This window comes from Methylobacterium sp. FW102-HT35C08, from assembly GCF_058790235.1.
Genome location: NZ_JBYTCL010000002.1, coordinates 1,546,821 through 1,564,985, shown reverse-complemented (window position 1 = coordinate 1,564,985; position 18,165 = coordinate 1,546,821). Strand labels below are relative to the sequence as shown.

Annotated in this window: 20 protein-coding genes and 2 riboswitches; of the genes, 14 read left to right on the top strand and 6 right to left on the bottom strand. The window is 72.0% G+C overall.

What is annotated here, in order from left to right:
- Nucleotides 1-92: 92 nt before the first annotated feature.
- Entirely contained in the window at nt 93-1,421 is a 1,329-nt protein-coding gene (locus AC3WSN_RS07460) for a D-amino acid dehydrogenase (protein WP_492537008.1), read from the bottom strand.
- Nucleotides 1,420-1,529, bottom strand: a riboswitch (glycine riboswitch). Its footprint overlaps the gene before it by 2 nt.
- Nucleotides 1,530-1,532: 3 nt before the next feature.
- Nucleotides 1,533-1,635, bottom strand: a riboswitch (glycine riboswitch).
- Between the two features lie 151 nt (nt 1,636-1,786).
- Here AC3WSN_RS07460 and AC3WSN_RS07455 point away from each other — a divergent pair.
- The 4 genes from AC3WSN_RS07455 (at nt 1,787) to AC3WSN_RS07440 (ending at nt 4,077) form a co-directional block, all read left to right on the top strand.
- A complete protein-coding gene (locus tag AC3WSN_RS07455; RefSeq protein ID WP_492537006.1) occupies nt 1,787-2,122 on the top strand; it encodes a hypothetical protein in 336 nt (111 codons plus the stop codon).
- A gap of 416 nt (nt 2,123-2,538) precedes the next feature.
- Complete coding sequence (locus AC3WSN_RS07450; protein WP_492537004.1) at nt 2,539-2,946, top strand: hypothetical protein; 408 nt, start codon at nt 2,539-2,541, stop codon at nt 2,944-2,946.
- A gap of 172 nt (nt 2,947-3,118) precedes the next feature.
- Nucleotides 3,119-3,364, top strand: coding sequence for a hypothetical protein (locus AC3WSN_RS07445; protein ID WP_192711303.1), 246 nt, complete (start codon nt 3,119-3,121; stop codon nt 3,362-3,364).
- A gap of 107 nt (nt 3,365-3,471) precedes the next feature.
- Entirely contained in the window at nt 3,472-4,077 is a 606-nt protein-coding gene (locus AC3WSN_RS07440) for a glutathione S-transferase (RefSeq protein ID WP_492537002.1), read from the top strand.
- A gap of 21 nt (nt 4,078-4,098) precedes the next feature.
- Here AC3WSN_RS07440 and AC3WSN_RS07435 read toward each other — a convergent pair whose 3' ends face one another.
- Together AC3WSN_RS07435 and argE are read right to left on the bottom strand one after the other, a co-directional pair.
- Nucleotides 4,099-4,572, bottom strand: a complete 474-nt coding sequence (locus tag AC3WSN_RS07435; RefSeq protein ID WP_192711301.1) for a DoxX family membrane protein — start codon at nt 4,570-4,572, stop codon at nt 4,099-4,101.
- A gap of 97 nt (nt 4,573-4,669) precedes the next feature.
- Entirely contained in the window at nt 4,670-5,884 is a 1,215-nt protein-coding gene (argE, locus tag AC3WSN_RS07430; RefSeq protein ID WP_192711300.1) for an acetylornithine deacetylase, read from the bottom strand.
- A gap of 181 nt (nt 5,885-6,065) precedes the next feature.
- On the opposite strand from argE, the gene AC3WSN_RS07425 reads away from it, so the two are divergent.
- The 7 genes from AC3WSN_RS07425 to AC3WSN_RS07395 all read left to right on the top strand — a co-directional run bounded on the left by AC3WSN_RS07425 (nt 6,066) and on the right by AC3WSN_RS07395 (nt 11,940).
- Nucleotides 6,066-6,380 (top strand): hypothetical protein, encoded by a 315-nt coding sequence (locus tag AC3WSN_RS07425; protein WP_492537000.1) that lies wholly within the window; start codon nt 6,066-6,068, stop codon nt 6,378-6,380.
- A 72-nt stretch (nt 6,381-6,452) separates the two neighbouring features.
- Nucleotides 6,453-6,938: a GlcG/HbpS family heme-binding protein gene (locus tag AC3WSN_RS07420; RefSeq protein ID WP_492536998.1), complete on the top strand. Its 486-nt coding sequence runs from the start codon at nt 6,453-6,455 to the stop codon at nt 6,936-6,938.
- A gap of 66 nt (nt 6,939-7,004) precedes the next feature.
- Nucleotides 7,005-7,871, top strand: a complete 867-nt coding sequence (locus tag AC3WSN_RS07415; protein ID WP_492536996.1) for an alpha/beta hydrolase — start codon at nt 7,005-7,007, stop codon at nt 7,869-7,871.
- A gap of 346 nt (nt 7,872-8,217) precedes the next feature.
- The gene (locus tag AC3WSN_RS07410) at nt 8,218-9,990 is read left to right on the top strand and encodes a sensor histidine kinase (protein WP_492536994.1); all 1,773 of its coding nucleotides are present in this window, start codon (nt 8,218-8,220) and stop codon (nt 9,988-9,990) included.
- A gap of 347 nt (nt 9,991-10,337) precedes the next feature.
- Nucleotides 10,338-10,649 (top strand): hypothetical protein, encoded by a 312-nt coding sequence (locus tag AC3WSN_RS07405; protein WP_492536992.1) that lies wholly within the window; start codon nt 10,338-10,340, stop codon nt 10,647-10,649.
- Nucleotides 10,650-10,808: 159 nt separating this feature from the next.
- The gene (locus tag AC3WSN_RS07400) at nt 10,809-11,486 is read left to right on the top strand and encodes a carbonic anhydrase (protein ID WP_492536990.1); all 678 of its coding nucleotides are present in this window, start codon (nt 10,809-10,811) and stop codon (nt 11,484-11,486) included.
- A gap of 133 nt (nt 11,487-11,619) precedes the next feature.
- The gene (locus tag AC3WSN_RS07395; protein ID WP_492536988.1) at nt 11,620-11,940 is read left to right on the top strand and encodes a hypothetical protein; all 321 of its coding nucleotides are present in this window, start codon (nt 11,620-11,622) and stop codon (nt 11,938-11,940) included.
- A 32-nt stretch (nt 11,941-11,972) separates the two neighbouring features.
- Here the strand turns inward: AC3WSN_RS07395 and AC3WSN_RS07390 are convergent, their stop codons facing one another.
- The 3 genes from AC3WSN_RS07390 to AC3WSN_RS07380 form a co-directional block, all read right to left on the bottom strand.
- Nucleotides 11,973-12,209 carry a hypothetical protein gene (locus AC3WSN_RS07390; RefSeq protein ID WP_238198977.1) on the bottom strand — a complete coding sequence of 79 codons (237 nt, stop codon included), beginning with the start codon at nt 12,207-12,209 and terminating at the stop codon, nt 11,973-11,975.
- 178 nt (nt 12,210-12,387) lie between these two features.
- Entirely contained in the window at nt 12,388-13,101 is a 714-nt protein-coding gene (locus AC3WSN_RS07385; protein WP_492536986.1) for a winged helix-turn-helix domain-containing protein, read from the bottom strand.
- Between the two features lie 122 nt (nt 13,102-13,223).
- The gene (locus AC3WSN_RS07380; protein WP_492536984.1) at nt 13,224-14,321 is read right to left on the bottom strand and encodes a replication protein RepA; all 1,098 of its coding nucleotides are present in this window, start codon (nt 14,319-14,321) and stop codon (nt 13,224-13,226) included.
- 739 nt (nt 14,322-15,060) lie between these two features.
- Between AC3WSN_RS07380 and AC3WSN_RS07375 the strand changes: the two genes are divergently transcribed.
- The 3 genes from AC3WSN_RS07375 (at nt 15,061) to AC3WSN_RS07365 (ending at nt 17,969) form a co-directional block, all read left to right on the top strand.
- Nucleotides 15,061-15,915, top strand: a complete 855-nt coding sequence (locus tag AC3WSN_RS07375; RefSeq protein WP_492536982.1) for a TrmH family RNA methyltransferase — start codon at nt 15,061-15,063, stop codon at nt 15,913-15,915.
- 169 nt (nt 15,916-16,084) lie between these two features.
- Nucleotides 16,085-16,339 carry a hypothetical protein gene (locus AC3WSN_RS07370; protein WP_492536980.1) on the top strand — a complete coding sequence of 85 codons (255 nt, stop codon included), beginning with the start codon at nt 16,085-16,087 and terminating at the stop codon, nt 16,337-16,339.
- Between the two features lie 199 nt (nt 16,340-16,538).
- Nucleotides 16,539-17,969, top strand: a complete 1,431-nt coding sequence (locus tag AC3WSN_RS07365; protein ID WP_492536978.1) for an MFS transporter — start codon at nt 16,539-16,541, stop codon at nt 17,967-17,969.
- The last annotated feature ends 196 nt before the right edge of the window (nt 17,970-18,165 follow it).

Sequence of the window (18,165 nt, the reverse complement as noted above, 5' to 3'; positions counted from 1 at the left end):
CCCAGTTCGGGGATGGAACGGCGCGCCGCGCTGCGCGTCAGGGCTCCGCCCTGACAACCCGCCAAAGGGCTTCAGACCCTTGGAAACCCGGGTCAGGCGGCGAGCGGCAAGACCGTCGGCTCCGGGGCGTGCTCGGCGGCGATCGACTCGGCGACGAGTTCGGCGGTGGCGCCCGAGAGGGTCCAGCCGAGATGGCCGTGCCCGGTGTTGTAGAAGATTCCGGGCCGGCGACCGCGGCCGACCTTGGGCAGCATGTTCGGCAGCATCGGCCGCAGGCCGCTCCAGGCCACCACCCGGTCGGTATCGACGCGCGGGAACTGCTCCCGGGTCCAGTCGACCAGCGGCTGGATCCGGTCGTGGCGGATGTCGCGGTTGAAGCCGTTGAACTCGGCGGTGCCGGCGACCCGCAGCCGCTCGTCCCCGAGGCGGCTGGTGACGATCTTGGCCGCCTCGTCGAGGATGCTCACCTCCGGGGCCGCCGCCTGCGCCTCCGGGGTCAGCAGGTTCACGGTGATCGAGTAGCCCTTCACCGGGTAGACGTTGACCCGGTCGCCCAGCATCGCCGCGAAGTGCCGGCTGGCGCAGCCCGCGCAGATCACCACCGCGTCGGCCCGCAGGACCCGCGCGTCGCCGGCCATCTGGCCCGCGTCACGCCAGCGAACCGCGTAGCCCCCCTCCCCCGGCGCGATCGTCTCGACGCTGGCGTCCTGGACGAAGCGGACGCCCTTGCGCGCGCAGGCGGCCGCGAGACCGCGGGTGAATTTGTGGATGTCGCCGGTGGCGTCCGAGGGCGTGAAGTAGCCGCCGTGATAGCGCCCGGCCAGCGTCGGCTCGATCGCCCGGATCTCCTCGGGGGTCACGGCGTAGCGCTCCAGGCCGCCCTCCCGCAGCAGGGCGTTGACGGCAGTGGCCTTCTCGAAGCTCGCCCGGTCCCGGTAGAAATGCAGGATGCCGCGGGTCTTCAGGTCGAAGTCGATCCCCTCGGCCTCGGCCATGGCGAACAGGGCCTCCCGGGCCTTCAGGGCCAGCCGCACCGTCTCCACGGTGTTGGCGCGATAATGGGCGATCTCGCGGACGAACTCCGCCATCCAGGACAGCTTGTGCCAGGAGGGCTTGGGATTCATCAGCAGCGGCGCGTCCCGGCGCAGCATCCAGCGCAGGCCCTGCACCACCGTGGAGAGCTTGTTCCAGACCTCGGCGTTGCAGGCCGAGAGCTGGCCGCCGTTGGCGAAGGAAGTCTCCATGGCGGCGTAGCGCTGCCGGTCGAGGACGGTGACGCGGTAGCCGCGCTGGGCGAGCGCGTAGGCGGTCGTCACGCCGGTGATGCCGGCGCCGATCACGGCGATGTGGGTCATGGGTGGAACTCCGGAACGAGGACGCGTGGAGGCCGCCTCAAGCGGTCGGCCGGTTGCGCGCCCCATCTGTCCCGGTGCCTGAGAGCTTGATCCGGTCCGGCCCTGGCGAGGCCTTTCGCGGACGTCCCCTTCGGCGGGTGCCCACGGGCTTCCCCGCTGCACCGCTCTCCAGATCGCCCTGACGACACGGTTCCGGTGCCTGAGAGTTTCCGGGGCGGTTGCTCCGTCGGCGCCGGGTCCCCTCTGCTGGGAAGATCCCGGTCTCTCCCGCATCGTCGCGATGGGCTGCTCCACGGATACGCCGGTCAGCCGCCGGGGAGAAGCCCGCTCGTCCCGGCCGGGACGGATTTCGCCGACAGCCGATCCCGGTTGTCACCGCCGGGAGCGATCCCGGCCGCCGTCTGTTGACGGAGGATTTCAGGGAGCGACCGATGCTGACGAGGACCGCGATCTACGAGGGCACGGTGCGCGACGGTCGCGAGGAGGAGTTCTTCCGCCGGGTCCGGGATGAGCTGGAGCCGTTCTGGCGGCGCTTCCCGGGCGTCACCGCGGTGCGGGTGCAGCGCCTCGTCTCCAAGGACGCCGACGCCCGGCCGATCGCCATGATCCTCGAGATGGACTTTCCCGATCAGGCGACGCTGGACGCCTGCCTCGCCTCCCCGATCCGCCCGGAATCGCACGCCGCCACCGAAGCGGTGATGCAGATGTTCGAGGGGCGCTTCTATCATCTCGTCAGCGAGGGCCGGACCCTGCCGCCAAGCCATTAGGGCCTGGTGCGGAAACACGGGATCGGGCTTCTCCGATCCCACGCCGACAGAGACCCGGCCCTGCCGCCGTTCCCGTGGGTCGGCGGCGGGCGCTTCGGATCGAGCGCAGATCGCCATCGGCGGTGCACGCCCCCTGGAACCCGCGCCCCTGGAACCCGCGCCCCTGGAACCCGCGCCCCTGGAACCCGCGCCCCTGGAACCCGCACCCCTTGGAATCGGCGCCTTGGAAAAAGCCGCGTACCGGTAGCGTTCTCTCAGTGCGCCGAGGCCGTTCGCTCCCATATCGCCGTCTCGGGACGCTGCCTGACAGCCTCTCGAAGCCCGGCGCCCTGTCGTCGTTGTGCCGGGCGCGCCCATCCGGTTCGACCCGGACGCGATGAGCCGCGACTTCGTCTCGAGAACTTGCAGAGGAGACCATGAACCGACTTCGTGATGCGGTGCTCGCACCGGCCCTGATCCTCGGCCTCGCCTCGGGGGCAGCCCACACGTCGAACCGGTTCGATGGGGCTTGGTCGGTCGTGGCTATGGCCGAGAGCGGGACCTGCACCGGGCCCTATCGCTACCCCATCGCGATCCGGGACGGACAGGTGGATGAGGCCGGGGGCAACGGCGTTGATGCCTCCGGCCGTGCCGGAGAGGACGGCCGGATCACCGGCACAATCCGCAGGGGTCTCGCCAACGTCGCGGTGTCCGGCCGCCTCAGCGGGGCCGCGGGACGGGGGCGCTGGACGCTCTCCGGTCTGGGCTCGTGCTCGGGACGCTGGACGGCCCGCCGCACGGGGTCGCGCGGGTCGGAGGTCGGAGCGCCTGCGACGCAAGATTAGGCAAGCCAAGTCAATGCAGGATCTGTATTTACCGTCTATAAACCTCGATCAACCGATTGAACTACCACGATAACAAATCTCAGCACGATCGCTTCAGTCGCGCCAACTTCTTAAGGGTCTCGGGTCAACTTCTGTCGACACGACAGCACCTTCAAATTTGGTAGGCGGCGTGATGGCGAAGTGGATACCCGGCGCGGCCGTTTTCGGCCTGCTGTGCCTGATGATCATCCCGGCTCCCGGGATCTGGGGCGTGCTGATCGGGGCCGCCTGCGTGCTGGCGATCGTCGGCAGCCTGTGCATGCTCGCCCTCGATCGGGTGGCGAGCGCCATCCTGGCCTGGCGCGAGCGGGTGCGGGCGCGACGCCTGGGCCGGGCCCGGGCGGTCCGTGCCGGCTTCGGGGTTATCCGGAAGGTCTGAGCGCCAGAAGGGGCGCTCGGCGGGGCGGTGGGGACTGGATTCCCCGCGGCATCGGTGCAAGGTCCCGGCGCCACGATCGCGGCGCCAAGACCAACCGGGACGGTCCGATGAAGCTCCTGTACTCCCCCGCCTCTCCTTATGCGCGCAAGGTGCTGGTCCTCGCCCACGAGGCGGGACTGATCGACCGGATCGACGTCACCGTCGCGGGGGCCTCGCCGACCGGCCCCTCCGCGGAGGTCGCCGCCCACAACCCCCTGGGCAAGATCCCGGCCCTGGTGCTGGAGGACGGCACCGCCCTCTACGACAGCCGGGTGATCTGCGAGTATCTCGACGGTCTCTCGGCCGGGCCGCGCCTGTTCCCCGAGGGCGCTGCCCGCTGGGACGCACTGACCCGGCAGGCGCTCGCCGACGGCCTGCTCGATGCGGCGTTGCTGACCCGGTACGAGCGCGTGCTGCGCCCGGAACCGCTGCGCTGGGACGCCTGGGAGGCCGGCCAGATCGGCAAGATCCGGTCGGCGCTGGACCGGTTCGAGACCCTGGTCGCCGGGATGCCGCCGCTGGATATCGGCACCGTCGCGCTGGCCTGCGCCGTCGGCTACCTCGATCTGCGCTTCCCCGACCTCGCGTGGCGCGAGGGTCGTCCGGCCATCGCCGCGTGGTACGCGGATTTCGCGCGCCGGCCGTCGATGGAAGCCACCGTGCCGAAGGGCTGAGGATCCCGCCCGCGGGCCCGGCTACGGCCGGGCCCGGTCGGCGGTCGCGTAGGGGTGCGTGGAGCCGAGCGGGTCGGCGAAGAAGGTCTCCACCGTCCCCGCCCCCGTGCCGAAGGTGATGAGCAGGAAGCCGCCCGCGAGCGCGAAGTTCTTGAGGAAATCCCAGAACAGCTCGCGGCCCTTGCCGCCGGTCCGGAAGTCGCCCGGCACCCAGAACTGCTTCCACAGGAGCGCCGTGACCCCGCAATAGCCGGCCATCACGAAGGCCGCCGCCCGGTCGGCGGTGCCGGTCAGGATGCAGAGCGACATCCCGATCTCCACGCAGAGCCCGATCAGGATCAGCGCCGTGGCGGGCGCCGTGGCGTGCACGGCCTGCCGCGCCTGGCCGACCGCGCCCTTGAAGTTCAGGATCTTGTCGAGCGCGCTGAACGGCAGGAACAGCAGAACCAGGAGCAGGCGGGTGCCGAACGCGATCGCGACGCTGAGGCTGGCCATGCGCTGAGACGACTCCCGACCCGGCCCGCTTCGGGCCGCTGATCCAAGCCGCGAGCGGCGCAAAAGTTTCTTCCCCGCCCCCGCCCGTCGGCGCGCCTTAGCCCCGGCAATCCCGGATCAGCCGCCGCACGAAGCCCGCGCAGGCTTCCAGTTCGTCCCGGGTCACGTACTCGTCGGCCTTGTGGGCGCGGGCGATGGAGCCGGGGCCGATCACCACGGCGGGCACGCCGCCGAGCCGCTCGAACAGCCCGCCCTCGGTGCCGTACGAGACCTTGGCGTGGCCGTTCCGGCCGGCGAGCCGCTTGGCCAGGGTCACGATCGGCGCCTCCGGGTCGGTGTCGAGGCCCGGATAGTCGATCAGCGGCTCGACCGTCACGCCGCACGCCGCGTCGACCGCCCGCATCAGCGGCACCAGGGTATCAGTGGCGTAGGCGATGGCCGCGGCCGCGAGCGCCCCGGCATCGTCCGCGCCGATCGCCCGGTACTCGAACGCGACGCTGCAGGTGTCGGGGACGATGTTGAGGGCCGTGCCGCCCTGGACCACGCTCGACAGGCCGGTGGTGTGGGGCACGTCGTAGAGCGGGTCGCGGGCGCCGTCCCGGGCGAGCGCCTCCGCGGACAGGCGGACATGCTCGATGAAGCGGGCGGCATATTCCACCGCGTTGACCCCCTGAGGCGCCAGGGCCGAATGGCTGGCCCTGCCCCGGAAGGTGAGGCGGGCGGCCGACTTGCCCTTGTGGCCGACCACCACCTCCATCCCGGTGGGCTCGCCCACGAAGCAGCCCAGCGGGCGGGGAATGCAGGCCAGCATCCGGTCGATCAGCGGCCGCACCCCGAGGCAGCCCACTTCCTCGTCGTACGAGATCGCGAGGTGGATCGGGGTGGTGAGTTCCGCCGCCGCCATCTCGGGCAGGAGCGCGAGGCAGACCGCCAGGAACCCCTTCATATCGGAGGTGCCGCGCCCGTAGAGACGGCCCTCGGCCTCCCGCAGGATGAACGGGTCCGACGACCAGGGCTGGCCCTCGGCCGGCACCACATCGCTGTGGCCGGAGAGCACGTAGCCGGGCCGGCTCGCGAACGGACCGACGCTGACGAGGAGCGCCGCCTTTAGCCCGGTCGGGTCGACGACCCGTTCCACCACGGCGCCGTGGCGGCGGCAATAGGCCTCCACCCAGTCGATCAGCGGTAGGTTCGAGCGGGCGCTCACCGTGTCGAAGGCGACGAGCCTCTCCAGCAGCGCCACCGGATCGGGCGCATCGGAGGGCGGGGGAGCGGCGTTCCGTTCGGGCTTCGTCGGTCCGGGCTCTGACATGGTTGCTCGCGCGCGAATCGTCTCGGGGAAAGCCTGCGGCTTCTACGGGGTTTTCGGCGATCCGGGGATGCCGGGAAACGCCTTGGTTGCCCGCTTGATCCCGAAAAGCGCAGGTCCCGGAACCGGAGCGGCTGCCGGAGCGTAGCTGCCGGTGACAGCCTCCTCCCCTTGAGCCCGAACCATGCACGCCGGCCCGAACACGATCTCCGCGATGGTCATCGCCGCGATCCTCATCGCCGGAATGCTGGCGAGCGGCCCGGCCGGGGCGCGCCCGCATCCCGGCCGCCACCCCGGGCCGGCCTCCGGGTCCGACATGGACCGGACCCTGGCCCGCATGGCCGCGCGCGACCGGCTCCGGGGCTGGCGGGAGAGCTGGCAGGAAACCCGGCCGCTCGCCCTGGTCTTCGCACCGGCCACCCGGGAGCGCGTCGCCGCCCCACCCTTCTCGGGCTGGGGCTACGGCGGCACGATCCCCGGCGCCGGGCCCGGATTCTGAGCCGCCGGGATGGCCCGGGCCGTGCCCGGATGCCTCGTGCGGCCCGCTTCATGATCGCCCGATGATCACGCCATGACCGACAACCCTGCCGCCGCCACCCGCCGCGTCCCGCAGCTCACCCATGCGGCCGCGCTGGCCGCCCTGCAGGCGGCCGTCGCCCACGCGGAGGCGATCGGGGTGCCGGAGAACGTGGCTGTGGTGGACCAGGGCGGCAACCTGCTGGCCTTCCTGCGCATGGACGGCGCCAAGCTCCTGTCCCGCGAGAGTGCGCTGGCCAAGGCGGTGACCGCCGCCTCCAACGGCGTGCCCACTGGCCGTCTGCCCGCCGATCTTGCCGTGACCGTGGCCCTCGCCTCCGGCGGACGGCTCACCAACCTCCCGGGCGGCTTGCCGATCCTGATCGACGGCGCCTGCCTGGGCGGCATCGGCGTCGGCTCGGGAACCAGCGACCAGGACGTGGCGGTGGCCCGCGCCGCCCTGCGGGCGATCGGCGCGCAAGATTTGGATGTGCGAGATCCGAACGGGCAGGCTCGGGGCGCGGACGGCCCGGAGCCCTGATCCGCCTCGACCCCGGCCCGGCACCCTGCCATGGTGCGGCGGACTGGGCGCCGGAGACAACCCACGATGGTTCTGGATTTCCGTCTGGACGACCCGACCCCTGCGGATCCGCGCCGCCGCTGGGCCGACCTCGACCAGGCCGGGCGGGACGCCTGCTACGACAACACCCGGGCGGTGGCCGACAGCGCGCGGCAGGTGGAAGCGCGGGACGAAGCCTCGGCGGCCTACCGGGCCGCCCATCCGGCCGGCCTCGACATCGCCTACGGCGCGGGCGCCCGCAACGCCCTCGACCTCTACCCCGCGCGGGACGGAGCGGCGCCCTGCCTGGTCTTCCTTCATGGCGGCTACTGGCAGCGGGGCGCCCGGGAGCTGTTCGCCTGCTTCGCGGAAGGTCCGAACGCCGCCGGCTGGTCGGTGGCGATGGTCGGCTACACCCTGGCCCCGGAGGCGAGCCTCACCCAGATCGTGGCCGAGACCGGCGCGGCCCTCGACTGGCTCGCCGCGAACGGCGCCGCGCACGGGATCCGCGGTCCCCTGATCCTGTCGGGCTGGTCGGCGGGCGGATTGCTCACCGCGATGCAACTCGCCCATCCGGCGGTCGCCGCGGGACTCGCGATCTCGGGCGTCTACGACCTCGCGCCGATCCGCCAGACCTATCTCGATGCCAAGCTCGGCCTCACGGATGCCGAGATCGCGGCGCTCTCGCCCCTGCGCCTGCCGGCAGTCGGCAAGCCCCTGTGCATCGCCTACGGCACCCGCGAGCTGCCGGCCCTGGTGCATGACGCCCGCAACCTGCACGCCCTGCGGGCGGCGGCCCACGCCCCCGGCCCCCTTCTGCCGGTGCCCGGCGCCGAGCATTTCTCGGTGCTCGACGCCCTGCGCCGGCCGGACGGGATCCTGGTCCGGGCGGCCCACGCCCTGCTGGGGGCGTGACCGGGACGGGCCCGGCCGGAGCTCGATGGGGGTCCAAAGGCGTGGCGGCCCAAGGGCGAGACTGACATCGCCGGCTGCATATTTGCAACTCTCGATAGCAATAGTGCATCGCCGGGAGCCGAACCTGTCTTGCTGAGCCTTCCGGCGCGTGCTCAGAACGTGTCTTGAGCAGGCTTGGTGGGCGCGATCTCCGGAGGCGGGCGCGATCTCCGGGAGCGGAGGGTCCGGGGGGCGGATGCAGGCGGGCGCGCAATCGGAATTGCCTGCAGCGGCGCGTGCGGCGACGTCTCCGGCAGCTCCTATCGGTCGGACCGTGCCGCGCCGCGGGGCGCCGCGGCTGCGTGTCGTGCTGGCGGTGAGTTTCGGCGCGATCGGCTTCCTGGCAACCCTGGCGCTCGCCGCCCTGGTCAGCCGCGAGGCGAGCCGCCGGCTCGAGGCGGAGGTCGGCGGCCAGCTCGCCGAGATCGCCGGCCAGATGGCGCGCGGCCTCGACCTCGGCATGTTCGAGCGCTGGCGCGACATCCAGATCGCCGCCGCCTCAGAGAGCCTGCGCGATCCCGGGGTGGGGGCGGCCGCCAAGCGCGGCCTGATGGAGCGGCTCCAGGCGACCTACCCGGCCTACTCGATCATCGGGCTGATCGACCCGGACGGCCGGGTCGCAGTGACCAGCACCGGCGCCCTGGAGGGGGCCGACGTCTCGGGCCGCGATTATTTTCGGGCCGGCCGCGAGCGGCCTTTCGTGGGCGACGTGCACCCCGCCAAGCTCCTGCAGGCGCTGCTGACCCCGGACGCTGCGAGCGGGGGCGCCACCGCCCGGGAGCCGCTTCGCCTCCTCGACGTCGCGGCCCCGGTCCGGGCCGCGGACGGGCGCGTCCTCGGGGTGCTGGCCGCCCATCTCGACTGGACCTGGGCGCGCGACATGGCGCGCATCCTCGAGAGCTCGCTGCGGGGTCATCGCCAGGGCGCCGAGATCCTGATCCTCGCCCAGGACGGAACCGTGCTCCTCGGGCCACCTGCCCTGCAGGGCGGGGCCCTGCCCCCGTCCGTGCTGACCGGCGGCCAGTCCCTCGATCCGCAGGGCACGAGCCGGGTCGGGCACTGGCCAGACGGCCCTGCCGCGTATCTCAGCGCGCGGGCATCCACGGCCGGCTACCGCGACTATCCCGGCCTCGGCTGGCAGGTGGTGGTGCGCCAGACGGCCGACCGGGCCCTGGCCTCGGTCGCGGCCCTGCGCTGGAGCATCCTGAGTGCGGGCAGCGCCGTGGCTTTGGCTTCGGCGCTGCTGGCGTGGCTGCTCGCCGGCCTGATCGCCCGGCCTCTGCGGGACCTGGCGGCCGCCGCAGGGGCGCTGGGCCGCGACCAGAAGCTGCCGCCCCTCCCCCGCTCCCTCGTGCGCGAGGGCGCGATGATCGCCGACGCTCTCGGCGCGGCGGCCGACGAGCTCGCCCGGCGCGCGGATGCCCACCGGCTGCTGGTCGATGAACTCAACCACAGAGTGAAGAACACCCTCGCCACCGTGCAGTCGATGGCGGCGCAGAGCCTGAAGAATCTCGGGGGCGGTGCCGCGGCCGGGCGCGACGCCTTCGAGGCGCGGCTCCTCGCCCTGTCGCGGGCCCACGACATCCTGACCCGCGAGAGCTGGGCGAGCGCGGACCTGCGCGGCATCGCCGATCAGGCCGTGCGCCCCTTCCTCGACCAGGCGCATCCAGGCGCGCCGACCCCGCGCATCACCCTGGACGGACCCGACCTGCGGCTGCCGCCCGAGGGGGCGCTCGCGCTCACGATGATCCTGCACGAATTGTGCACCAACGCGGTCAAGCATGGCGCCCTCTCGGTTCCGGGCGGCCGGGCGGCGCTGGCCTGGACGCTGGAGCCCGGCCCGGAAGCCCGAATCCTGCGGATGAGCTGGCACGAGCGGGGCGGCCCTCCGGTGGTCGCCCCGTCGCGGGTCGGATTCGGGAGCCGCCTTCTGGAACGGGGTTTCGCGGGCCGGGACACCGCCAGCCTCGCCTACGAGACCTCAGGCCTGATCTATCGGGCGGTCTGTCCCCTGCCCCCTGCCACCCGCATGGAGGCCGGTTCGGCCCCGGCGCGGTGGATCCGGGCCGGAGGGGCCTGAGGACGGTTCCGGCGAACGCCGTCAGGGCGGTCTCCGCCGGGATGGTCCGGGTGCGTGGCCGCCGGACTTGAGAGCCCCTCATAAACGGTCCGCGGTGCCGACATCGCCCCGGGGAGGGACTCCCGGTGATCGGGCGCCTCGCGAGGCGGTCTTAATCCCGCTGATCTGATGCTGCCGGGACCCTGTTGTGCGTGCCCGCACCAAGTATATCCGAAGACAAGGATTAAATTTTACGCTTATCGACTGTGCCTATCCGCACATAAACTCTGCGCACTCACGGTTATGTTCTGGCTATCGGTCAGGGGCAGGGTGTTCCCGACCAGAAGACGAACATGTGAGGAAGCGCCATGACGAAGACACGGCACCGTTTGGCCCTCGGCCTTGCTCTCCTGGCCGGCGCATGCGCGCTGCCCCTGGCCGCCCAGGCTGGCGAGGGCGGCGGCGGAAGCCGCCAGGCCGCGGGGGGCGGCCATATGAGTTCCTACATCAGCGATCCCCATCACGATCCGCGCTCGCTGCACTCGCAGCGCCTCGGCACCGGGCAGATCCTCGGCGCCCCGATGGTTCACGAGCGGGCCGGAGCCCTGGTCGCGCGCCGCCGCGTGGTCGATCCGCATTGGGCCTCCGGGTCCGCCGAGCGCCACCGGGGCCGCCGCTGAGATCCGCCGCCCGCCCGGATGGGGCTCCCGGTCTCCAGCCGGGCGGCCGGGCGCGACGGCCCCTGCCATCCGGACCGGCCGGCGGCGCGACCGACCGCGCGGGCTGCGCACCGCGCCTCGCTCCGACTTCTCGTTTCGTCCAGCGTCAGGGATTCCTTCATGAACAGCCTCATCCAGGGCATCGCGACCTTCCAGGGCAGCGTCTTCCCCGGCCAGCGCCAGATGTACCGGCAGCTCGTGCGGGACGGTCAGCACCCGAGCGCGCTGATCATCGCCTGCGCGGATTCCCGCGTCGCGCCCGAGCACATCACCCAGGCGGGTCCCGGTGAGCTGTTCGTCTGCCGCAACGCCGGCAACATCGTGCCCCCGGCCTCCGACGTGGTCGGCGGCGTCTCCTCGGCGATCGAGTACGCCGTCGTGGCGCTCGGCGTGCGCGACATCGTCGTCTGCGGCCATTCCGACTGCGGCGCCATGAAAGGCCTGATGAACCGGGACCTGCTCAAGCGGATGCCGAGCGTTGCGGCCTGGCTGCGCCACGCCGACGCCGCCGAGCGGATCGTCTGCGAGGCTTATCCTGAGGGGATGGACGCGAAGGACCGCCACCACGCCCTGGCCCTGGAGAACGTCGTGGTGCAGCTAGCCAACCTGCGCACCCATCCGAGCGTCGCGGCCGCCCTCGCCAAGGGCGCCCTGCGCCTGCACGGCTGGTTCTTCGAGATCGAGACCGGCGAACTCCTGGCCTATGACGGCGCGCGCGGCCGCTTCCGGCCGGTCGCCGAGGCCGACATGCCGGTGGCCGAGACGTCACACGCCGGCAGCCGCCTGCGGGCCGCGTGAGCGGCGCGGGCTTCAAGATCGGTTAATCCTGAATCTTCGGACGCCTTTAACGCGGGACTACCAGACTCGCCCCGTCGGCCGGTCCGCCGCGCGGGCTCGGTTCGGCGGATCAATTTCGGCAGGAGCTTCGTCGATGCTCAGGTTCCTCGCGGCCCCGGCCGCCTGCCTGGCCCTGTGCGGCGCCGCCACCGCGCAGGACATGCCCGGACTTGCGATCTTGAGCCCGCCCGATCTGGCGCAGTCAACCCTCACGCCGGCCCCCACGCCGGGCGTCGCGTCCGGGCCGGCGAGCCCGGAGGCCGGACGGGCGAGCGTCGCCAGCCTGACGCTGCGCGGCGGCGATCCGGGCCCGGCACGGATCGCCGATCTGAAGACCCCGCCCGGTCCGGCGAAGCCCTGGTGCGCCCAGGAACGCCGCGTCGGGACCGGAGCGGGCTTCTGCTTGGTCAATTGAGGCGGCCGGCCCGGAAGGCTAAGGCTAGCGGCTCACGAGGCCGCGTAGACCGAGACCTCGTCGAAGGTCTCGTCCGGCCCCGGCGCGTAATCCAGGGACGCGGCGAGCAGAACCAGCACGGCTGCCGCGATCGCCACCGCGGCGAGCAGCCGCGTGAGGATTGCGGCATGCGCGCGGGCGGCATGAATCACCGCGCAGCCGAGCACGAAGGCGCAGGCCTGCGCGGCCGGGCTCACCAGGGCCGCCGTCACCGCCCGTCCCCGGAGCACCGATCCCGGTCGATCCTGCCGACGCCGTCCATGACATGCCCTCCCCGGCCGGGACGGACCGCGCCCGCCCGCTGCGGCCGGCACGATGCAGGCTTTCCGGACGCGCTCGACCCCAATATGGGGGATGCCCCCGTCCGGCCGGCACAGCGTCACGCGTTCGTGACCGGCCCGCCGCAGCTCACGCCGGCGACGGACCCGGCCCCGCCAGCGCGTAGGTGGCCTCGCCGACACGGCACAACGGGCCGCCGGGGCCCGTCCGCTTCCACAGGCGGGTGTTGAGCGCCGCGACCGGATCCCGGCCCGGCAGGGTGAAGCCCTGCTTCAGGAGGACCTCCAGGATCTCGGCGGCATGCAGCGGCCGGCCCGCTTGCGCGATCGCCCGACAGGCCGCCTGCACCACGGCCCGGCCGTAGCGGCGGGCCCCGGCGGCATCGTCCGTGAAGGCGACCGGCGGCGGGATCGCCCCGGGTGGCCCGTCATCTTCGGTCTCGGTCCGGGCATGAGCTTCGGGCCACGCCTGGGGCCACGCCTCCGACAGAACGGCCGACGGGCGTTCGGAGCTCCGAACCGGAGGCGCAGCCCGCGGAACCGGCACCGGGTCGTCCGCGGGATCGGATCGCCCGACCGCGGCCTGATCGGGGACCCGGCTCGGGTCCGGACTTGGAGGCCGACTTGGAGGCCGACTTGGAAGCCGACTTGCGGCCGGCGCGGCCTCGCGCGGGTCGTCCGAGCGGGCAGGCCGGGGTGCCGGGTCGGGGATCATCCCGGCGGCACCCAGGCGGCGGCCGAGCTCCAGGTAGAGCACGAGATCGGCGATCTCCCGATCGAGTGCCTCACGCTGGCGTCGCAGGGCGGCGAGCCGCGCCGTGATCTCGGATTCCGAAAGGCCCACGCCATGTTCCCTCCCCACGGTGAGAACGTCTAGCGGGTTCCGTCACTGTAGGGAACGGCCAGCCGCGATATTCCTTATCCTTGCTGAGCGAAAAGATCTTATTCCCTCAGGTCATTCCGAGTTTACGTTCCCTGTCGCCGGATCCGTGTTCCCTTCCCTGCCGGGCGCGGCGGCACCAGCAGCGCTCCCGGATCGGCCGGATGGAGCGTCAGCCCGCCGTCGTCGAGCACCAGGGGCAGGCGCGGGAAGACCTCGCGCAGGTGGGCGAGATCCGCCTTGAACGCCTGCCGGAAGCTGCGGATCGACGCGTTCTCGGCTCCGAACTGCGCGTGTAGGTTGGTCCAGGTCAGCCGCAGCGGGCGCTGCAGCGACCGCAGCCGGTAACCGGTCCAGAACAGCAGGTCGAGCTTGCGCGCCGAGCCCGAGAAGGCCCGGGCCGCCCGCACGTCCACCGGCAGGGCGTGTCGGATCAGGGTCTCGTAGAATTCGGGGTCGAAGCGCACCGTGCGCCCCGCCTCGTCGTCGCCCTCCCCGGCCCGGGGGCGCCACAATTCCAGGCTGCGGAATGGCGGGACGTTGAGGGTGGTGGCGCTGTCGCGCCCGTCCCACAGGCCGATCTGCATGGAACAGGCGGCCAGCCGGTTCAGCTGCTCCTTGAATTGCCGGATGGTGCCGCGCTCGCCGCCGGTGACCGCGAAGCCCATCTCGCGCATGAAGCCCGACAGGGTCTCGGCGACCTTCACGGTGGGGCTGCGCTGGCGTACGGCCTCGGTGCAGAGATGGAGCAGCACCAGCCGGGCTTTGGGCCCGTAGGGCAGCCCCTGCGGCGCGAAGGCGCCGGTCTCCGGATCCTTGATCCGGCCGGCGATCAGGCTGAGCGAGTTGCGCCCGTAGGTGCGGGTGAACTCGCGCACCGGCCCGGGATCGCGGTAGGGCAGGCCGCACAGGGCCAGCACCGAGTGGATGTGCTGAAGGCTCGACGGCAGCGCCGGCTCGCTCTCGATCACGAGGCGCACCGCGTCACGGCGGCGCTGGTCGCGCGAGAGCCCGGCGCGGCGGCTCTCCTCCTCACCGAGGAGCGCGGCCTGGGCGTCGCGCTCGCGCTGACGATGCAGCACATGCTCGACGATCTGCGCGAACAGGAAGCCGCCGCGCGCCGCCTCGATCTCCGCCCGCAAGTCCGGGTCGTGGATCCCGGCGATCTTCTCCTCGATGCTCATCGCCCCTCGGCCCGCGTCAGACGGGGTCCCCTCCGGCGAACGGGAGGGCGGCCCGATCCTGCCATGCCACGATTCGGCCACCGGGATCCCGGCCCGGTCCGGCTTGTCCCGGCAATCCACGCTTCCCCAGGCAGGGTGTGCGGCCGGCACAGGAGGCCGCCTGCGCAGAGTTGCATACGGGCCACCGCGCCCGGTTCGACCCGCGCAGAGTCCGATACGCCAGGATCCGCCCGTTCCGTCCCCGTTATCCACCGCGTCAAGCCGGAATCCGCGCCGAGTCCGATACGCGACCGCGCAGACTCCGATACGCCGACCCGCCGATCCCGCGCAGATTCCGATACGCCGCCACGCAGAGTTGGATGCACCATCGCGCAGAATGGGATACGGAAAACCCGACGAAATCACTGAGACAAAAAGCGAATTCGACAGACCATATAACCTGCTGAACTGACTCTCTGAAAGACTCTTCTAGATAACTTTCCTAGTGCGGACAGGCCTGTTCGTTCTGACGAACGAACGCCGGACGCGTCGGCGTGCACATGGTTGGAAGGGAATATCCAGGATTTTTCCACATTCCGAGCCGCGTCGCGGGGCCGATCGGCAGGGCTGTCTCGGACCGTGTCAGGTCGGTCCGTGCGGATCCGGCTTGACGCGGACCATGCCGCCCGGTTTGTCGGGACTTCCCGACAGGCCCGCCAGAGAAGGCCGTGCCGATGCCCCGCTTCCCGATCGCGCTTCGATGACCGACCGCCGCAACGACGGACGCCCGCCGCAGGGCCGGCCGCCCGGCCCACACCGGCCGGGCTCACGGCCCGGACACCGGCCCTTTTCGGCGGGTCCCCGGCGGGACGCCGGCGGCCGAGCCGGAAACCAAGCCGGCGCCGACGGATCCGCCGTGCTCTACGGCTGGCATCCGGTGGTGCAGGCCCTGGGCAACGCCGCGCGCGGGCTGCACCGCCTGCTGGCCACCGAGAATGCGGCGGCGCGGCTCGAGGCGGAGTTCGGCGGCGTCCTGCGGATCACCCCCGAACTGGTGCGGCCGAGCGAGATCGGCCGGCTGCTCGGGCCCGACGCGGTCCACCAGGGCCTGTATCTCGAGGCGGAGGCCCTGCCCGCCCCAGGCCTCGACGACCTGCCCGCCGACGCCCTGCTGCTGGCGCTCGACCAGATCACCGACCCGCACAATGTCGGGGCGATCGTGCGCACCGCCGCGGCCTTCGGGGTGGCGGGGATCGTCACCACGGCACGGCACGCACCGGGCGCCACCGGGGTCCTGGCGAAATCCGCCTCCGGCGGCCTTGAGCACGTGCCGTTCGTGACCGTCCGGAACCTCGCCGAGGCGCTGATCGCCTTGGGCGAGCGCGGCTTCACGCGGGTCGGACTCGACTCCGATGCGCCCGAAAGTCTCGACGCGCTGACGGTCGCCCGGCCGCTGGTGATCGTGCTGGGTGCCGAGGGCAAGGGCCTGCGCGAGCGCACCCGGAGCTGCTGCGACGTCCTGGCCCGGATCCCGTTCTCGGGGGCGATCCGCAGCCTCAACGTCTCGAACGCGGCGGCCATCACCCTCTACGCCCTGGGCCGGATTCCGGCTTGAGGCGGCGTCCGGGACACAATCCTCGGTCAATGCCGGGTGCCTGTCTGCCGACCGGATACATCCGGAAACACGGAAGCGGCAGCGGAGCTGGTCGCTCTACCTAGTCAATATCTGCAACCTGCCGTAGAGTGACTGGCGAGGGGGGCGTAGCCTTGCGGGCGTGCGCCGGATGCTGGACGATGCATTGACCTACGGGGGCTGGGCTTTGAGCCTGTTCGCCCTCCTGGTGTGGGTGTGGCTCGCCCGGCGGGCCTTCCCGAACTTCGACGCCTTCGTGAAGGGGTTCGACGACGAGCTGCATCTGGGTGCCAGCCCGGAGGAGCGCGCGCGCAGCGCCCGCTGGTATCAGGTCCGGCAGGCCGCCGTGGCCCTGACCGCCGTCGCCGCCCTATGCCTGTCGATCGGCTTCGCGATCCCCGACTGATCGGACTGCTCCGGGACCCGCGCGCTCAGCCGCCGGGATGGATCCGCGCGACGATCGCGCCCTCCGCGGCGACCCAGATCCGGTCCCGCCTGGCGGTTCCTGCCCTCGCCTCTATCCCTGTTCCGGCGGCCGGGGGTGATGTACCGGGTCCCCACGAGCGCCCCGGGACGATCCGGGGCGCGGAGGACGAGAGCCCGCCGTGCCACCCACCGTCGACATCCCGGCCGCCCGCCCTCAGGAGGACGCGCGGCCGCGCGTCTCCGATATCGCGGCCCGTCTGGAGCGGCTGCCCATGTCGGGCTACCAGCGCAGGATCTTCGCGATCATCGCCTCCGCGTGGCTCGTCGACCAGATCGACGTGGCGCTCCTGACCTTCCTGCTCGGCTCGATCGTGGTGGCGTTCGGCCTGACCCCCACCGAGGCCGGCCAGCTCGCCGCCATGACCTTCGCGGGCCAGCTCGTGGGCAACATCCTGGCCGGCACCGCCTCGGACCGGTTCGGCCGCAAGGCGGTGTTCCAGGTGACCATGGTGGTCTGGGGCATGGCGAGCCTCGCGGCGGCGGCGTCCTGGAGCCTGCCCGTGCTGATGGCCTGCCGGTTCCTGATCGGGGTCGGGGTCGGCGGCGAGGCCCCGGTGGCCCAGGCCATGGTCTCGGAGATCGTCCCCGCCTCCGTGCGCGGCAAGTACATCGCGATCATGGAGGGGTTCTGGGCGGTGGGCTACGTCCTGTCGGGGGCGATCAGCTTCTTCGTGTTGCCCTATCTCGGCTGGCGCTGGGCCTTCGTGGTGGTGGGGCTGCTGTCGCTGGTGGTGCTGGCGGTCCGCCGGTCCATGCCGGAATCGCCTCGCTGGCTCGCCGAGGCCGGACGCGGAGCGGAGGCGGAGGCCGTGATGGCCGCGATGGAGCGGGCCGTGGAACGCGCCACCGGCCGGCCCCTGCCCCCGGTCGCCGCCACGATGGCCGCGGCCGCGGTGAGGCCCGCCCCGCGGCTCGGCGCCGTCGCGACCCTGTTCGCCCCCGAATACCGGCTGCGCACCGTGATGGCGTTCGGCCTGTGGTTCTTCGCGCTGATCGGCTTCTTCGGGCTCAATTCCTGGATCGCCGTGCTGCTCAAGGAGCGCGGCTTCTCGATCGTCGGCTCGGTGGGCTTCGTCACCCTGATCACGCTCGGCGGCATCCCGGGCTTCGCGGCGGCGGCGCTGCTGCTCGAGCGGGCCGGCCGCAAGCCCACCACCGCCCTGTTCCTGGTCTGCGCGGCGGCGTCGGCCTACCTCTACGGCAATGCCGGCGGGGACGCGGTGCTGACCGTCGCGGGGGTCGCGGTGACGTGGCTGTTCGTCGCCGGCTTCGTCATGCAGTTCTTCATGTTCGGCATGTGGAGCTGCCTCTACGCCTACACGCCGGAACTGTACCCGACCCGGGCCAGGGCCACGGGTGCCGGATTCGCCTCGGCCTTCGGGCGGATCGGCGCGATCCTGGGGCCGATGATCGTGCCGGTGCTGGTGCGCGATCACGGCCCGGCCACGGCCTTCCAGGTCGGCGCGGGCGGCTTCCTGATCGCCGCCCTGCTGGTCCTGATCCTCGGTGTCGAGACCCGCGGCAAGGTGCTGGAGGCCGTCTCGCACTGATGGTGGCCGGCTTCACGCGGTCGGGCCGAACGGCTCCAAAGTCTTGAGCCGAAGAAAACTGGTTTCGAAAGGTCCGGGACCTTTCACGGGAGCAGGGCAAAGCCCTGCCCGTCGGGGCTCCGCCCCGAGACCCCGCCAAAGGGCCCGGCCCTTTGGAAACCCGGGACTTTTTAAAACCCCGGACTTGCCGGTACAC

Coding starts and splice junctions, on each gene's coding strand:
- AC3WSN_RS07370 (WP_492536980.1), top strand. CDS start 16,085: ATGCTGGACGATGCATTGACCTACGGGGGCTGGGCTTTGAGCCTGTTC.
- AC3WSN_RS07460 (WP_492537008.1), bottom strand. CDS start 1,421: ATGGGGCGCGCAACCGGCCGACCGCTTGAGGCGGCCTCCACGCGTCCT.
- AC3WSN_RS07425 (WP_492537000.1), top strand. CDS start 6,066: ATGCACGCCGGCCCGAACACGATCTCCGCGATGGTCATCGCCGCGATC.
- AC3WSN_RS07400 (WP_492536990.1), top strand. CDS start 10,809: ATGAACAGCCTCATCCAGGGCATCGCGACCTTCCAGGGCAGCGTCTTC.
- AC3WSN_RS07395 (WP_492536988.1), top strand. CDS start 11,620: ATGCTCAGGTTCCTCGCGGCCCCGGCCGCCTGCCTGGCCCTGTGCGGC.
- AC3WSN_RS07450 (WP_492537004.1), top strand. CDS start 2,539: ATGAACCGACTTCGTGATGCGGTGCTCGCACCGGCCCTGATCCTCGGC.
- argE (WP_192711300.1), bottom strand. CDS start 5,884: ATGTCAGAGCCCGGACCGACGAAGCCCGAACGGAACGCCGCTCCCCCG.
- AC3WSN_RS07435 (WP_192711301.1), bottom strand. CDS start 4,572: ATGGCCAGCCTCAGCGTCGCGATCGCGTTCGGCACCCGCCTGCTCCTG.
- AC3WSN_RS07445 (WP_192711303.1), top strand. CDS start 3,119: ATGGCGAAGTGGATACCCGGCGCGGCCGTTTTCGGCCTGCTGTGCCTG.
- AC3WSN_RS07405 (WP_492536992.1), top strand. CDS start 10,338: ATGACGAAGACACGGCACCGTTTGGCCCTCGGCCTTGCTCTCCTGGCC.
- AC3WSN_RS07420 (WP_492536998.1), top strand. CDS start 6,453: ATGACCGACAACCCTGCCGCCGCCACCCGCCGCGTCCCGCAGCTCACC.
- AC3WSN_RS07380 (WP_492536984.1), bottom strand. CDS start 14,321: ATGAGCATCGAGGAGAAGATCGCCGGGATCCACGACCCGGACTTGCGG.
- AC3WSN_RS07375 (WP_492536982.1), top strand. CDS start 15,061: ATGACCGACCGCCGCAACGACGGACGCCCGCCGCAGGGCCGGCCGCCC.
- AC3WSN_RS07455 (WP_492537006.1), top strand. CDS start 1,787: ATGCTGACGAGGACCGCGATCTACGAGGGCACGGTGCGCGACGGTCGC.
- AC3WSN_RS07440 (WP_492537002.1), top strand. CDS start 3,472: ATGAAGCTCCTGTACTCCCCCGCCTCTCCTTATGCGCGCAAGGTGCTG.
- AC3WSN_RS07415 (WP_492536996.1), top strand. CDS start 7,005: ATGGTTCTGGATTTCCGTCTGGACGACCCGACCCCTGCGGATCCGCGC.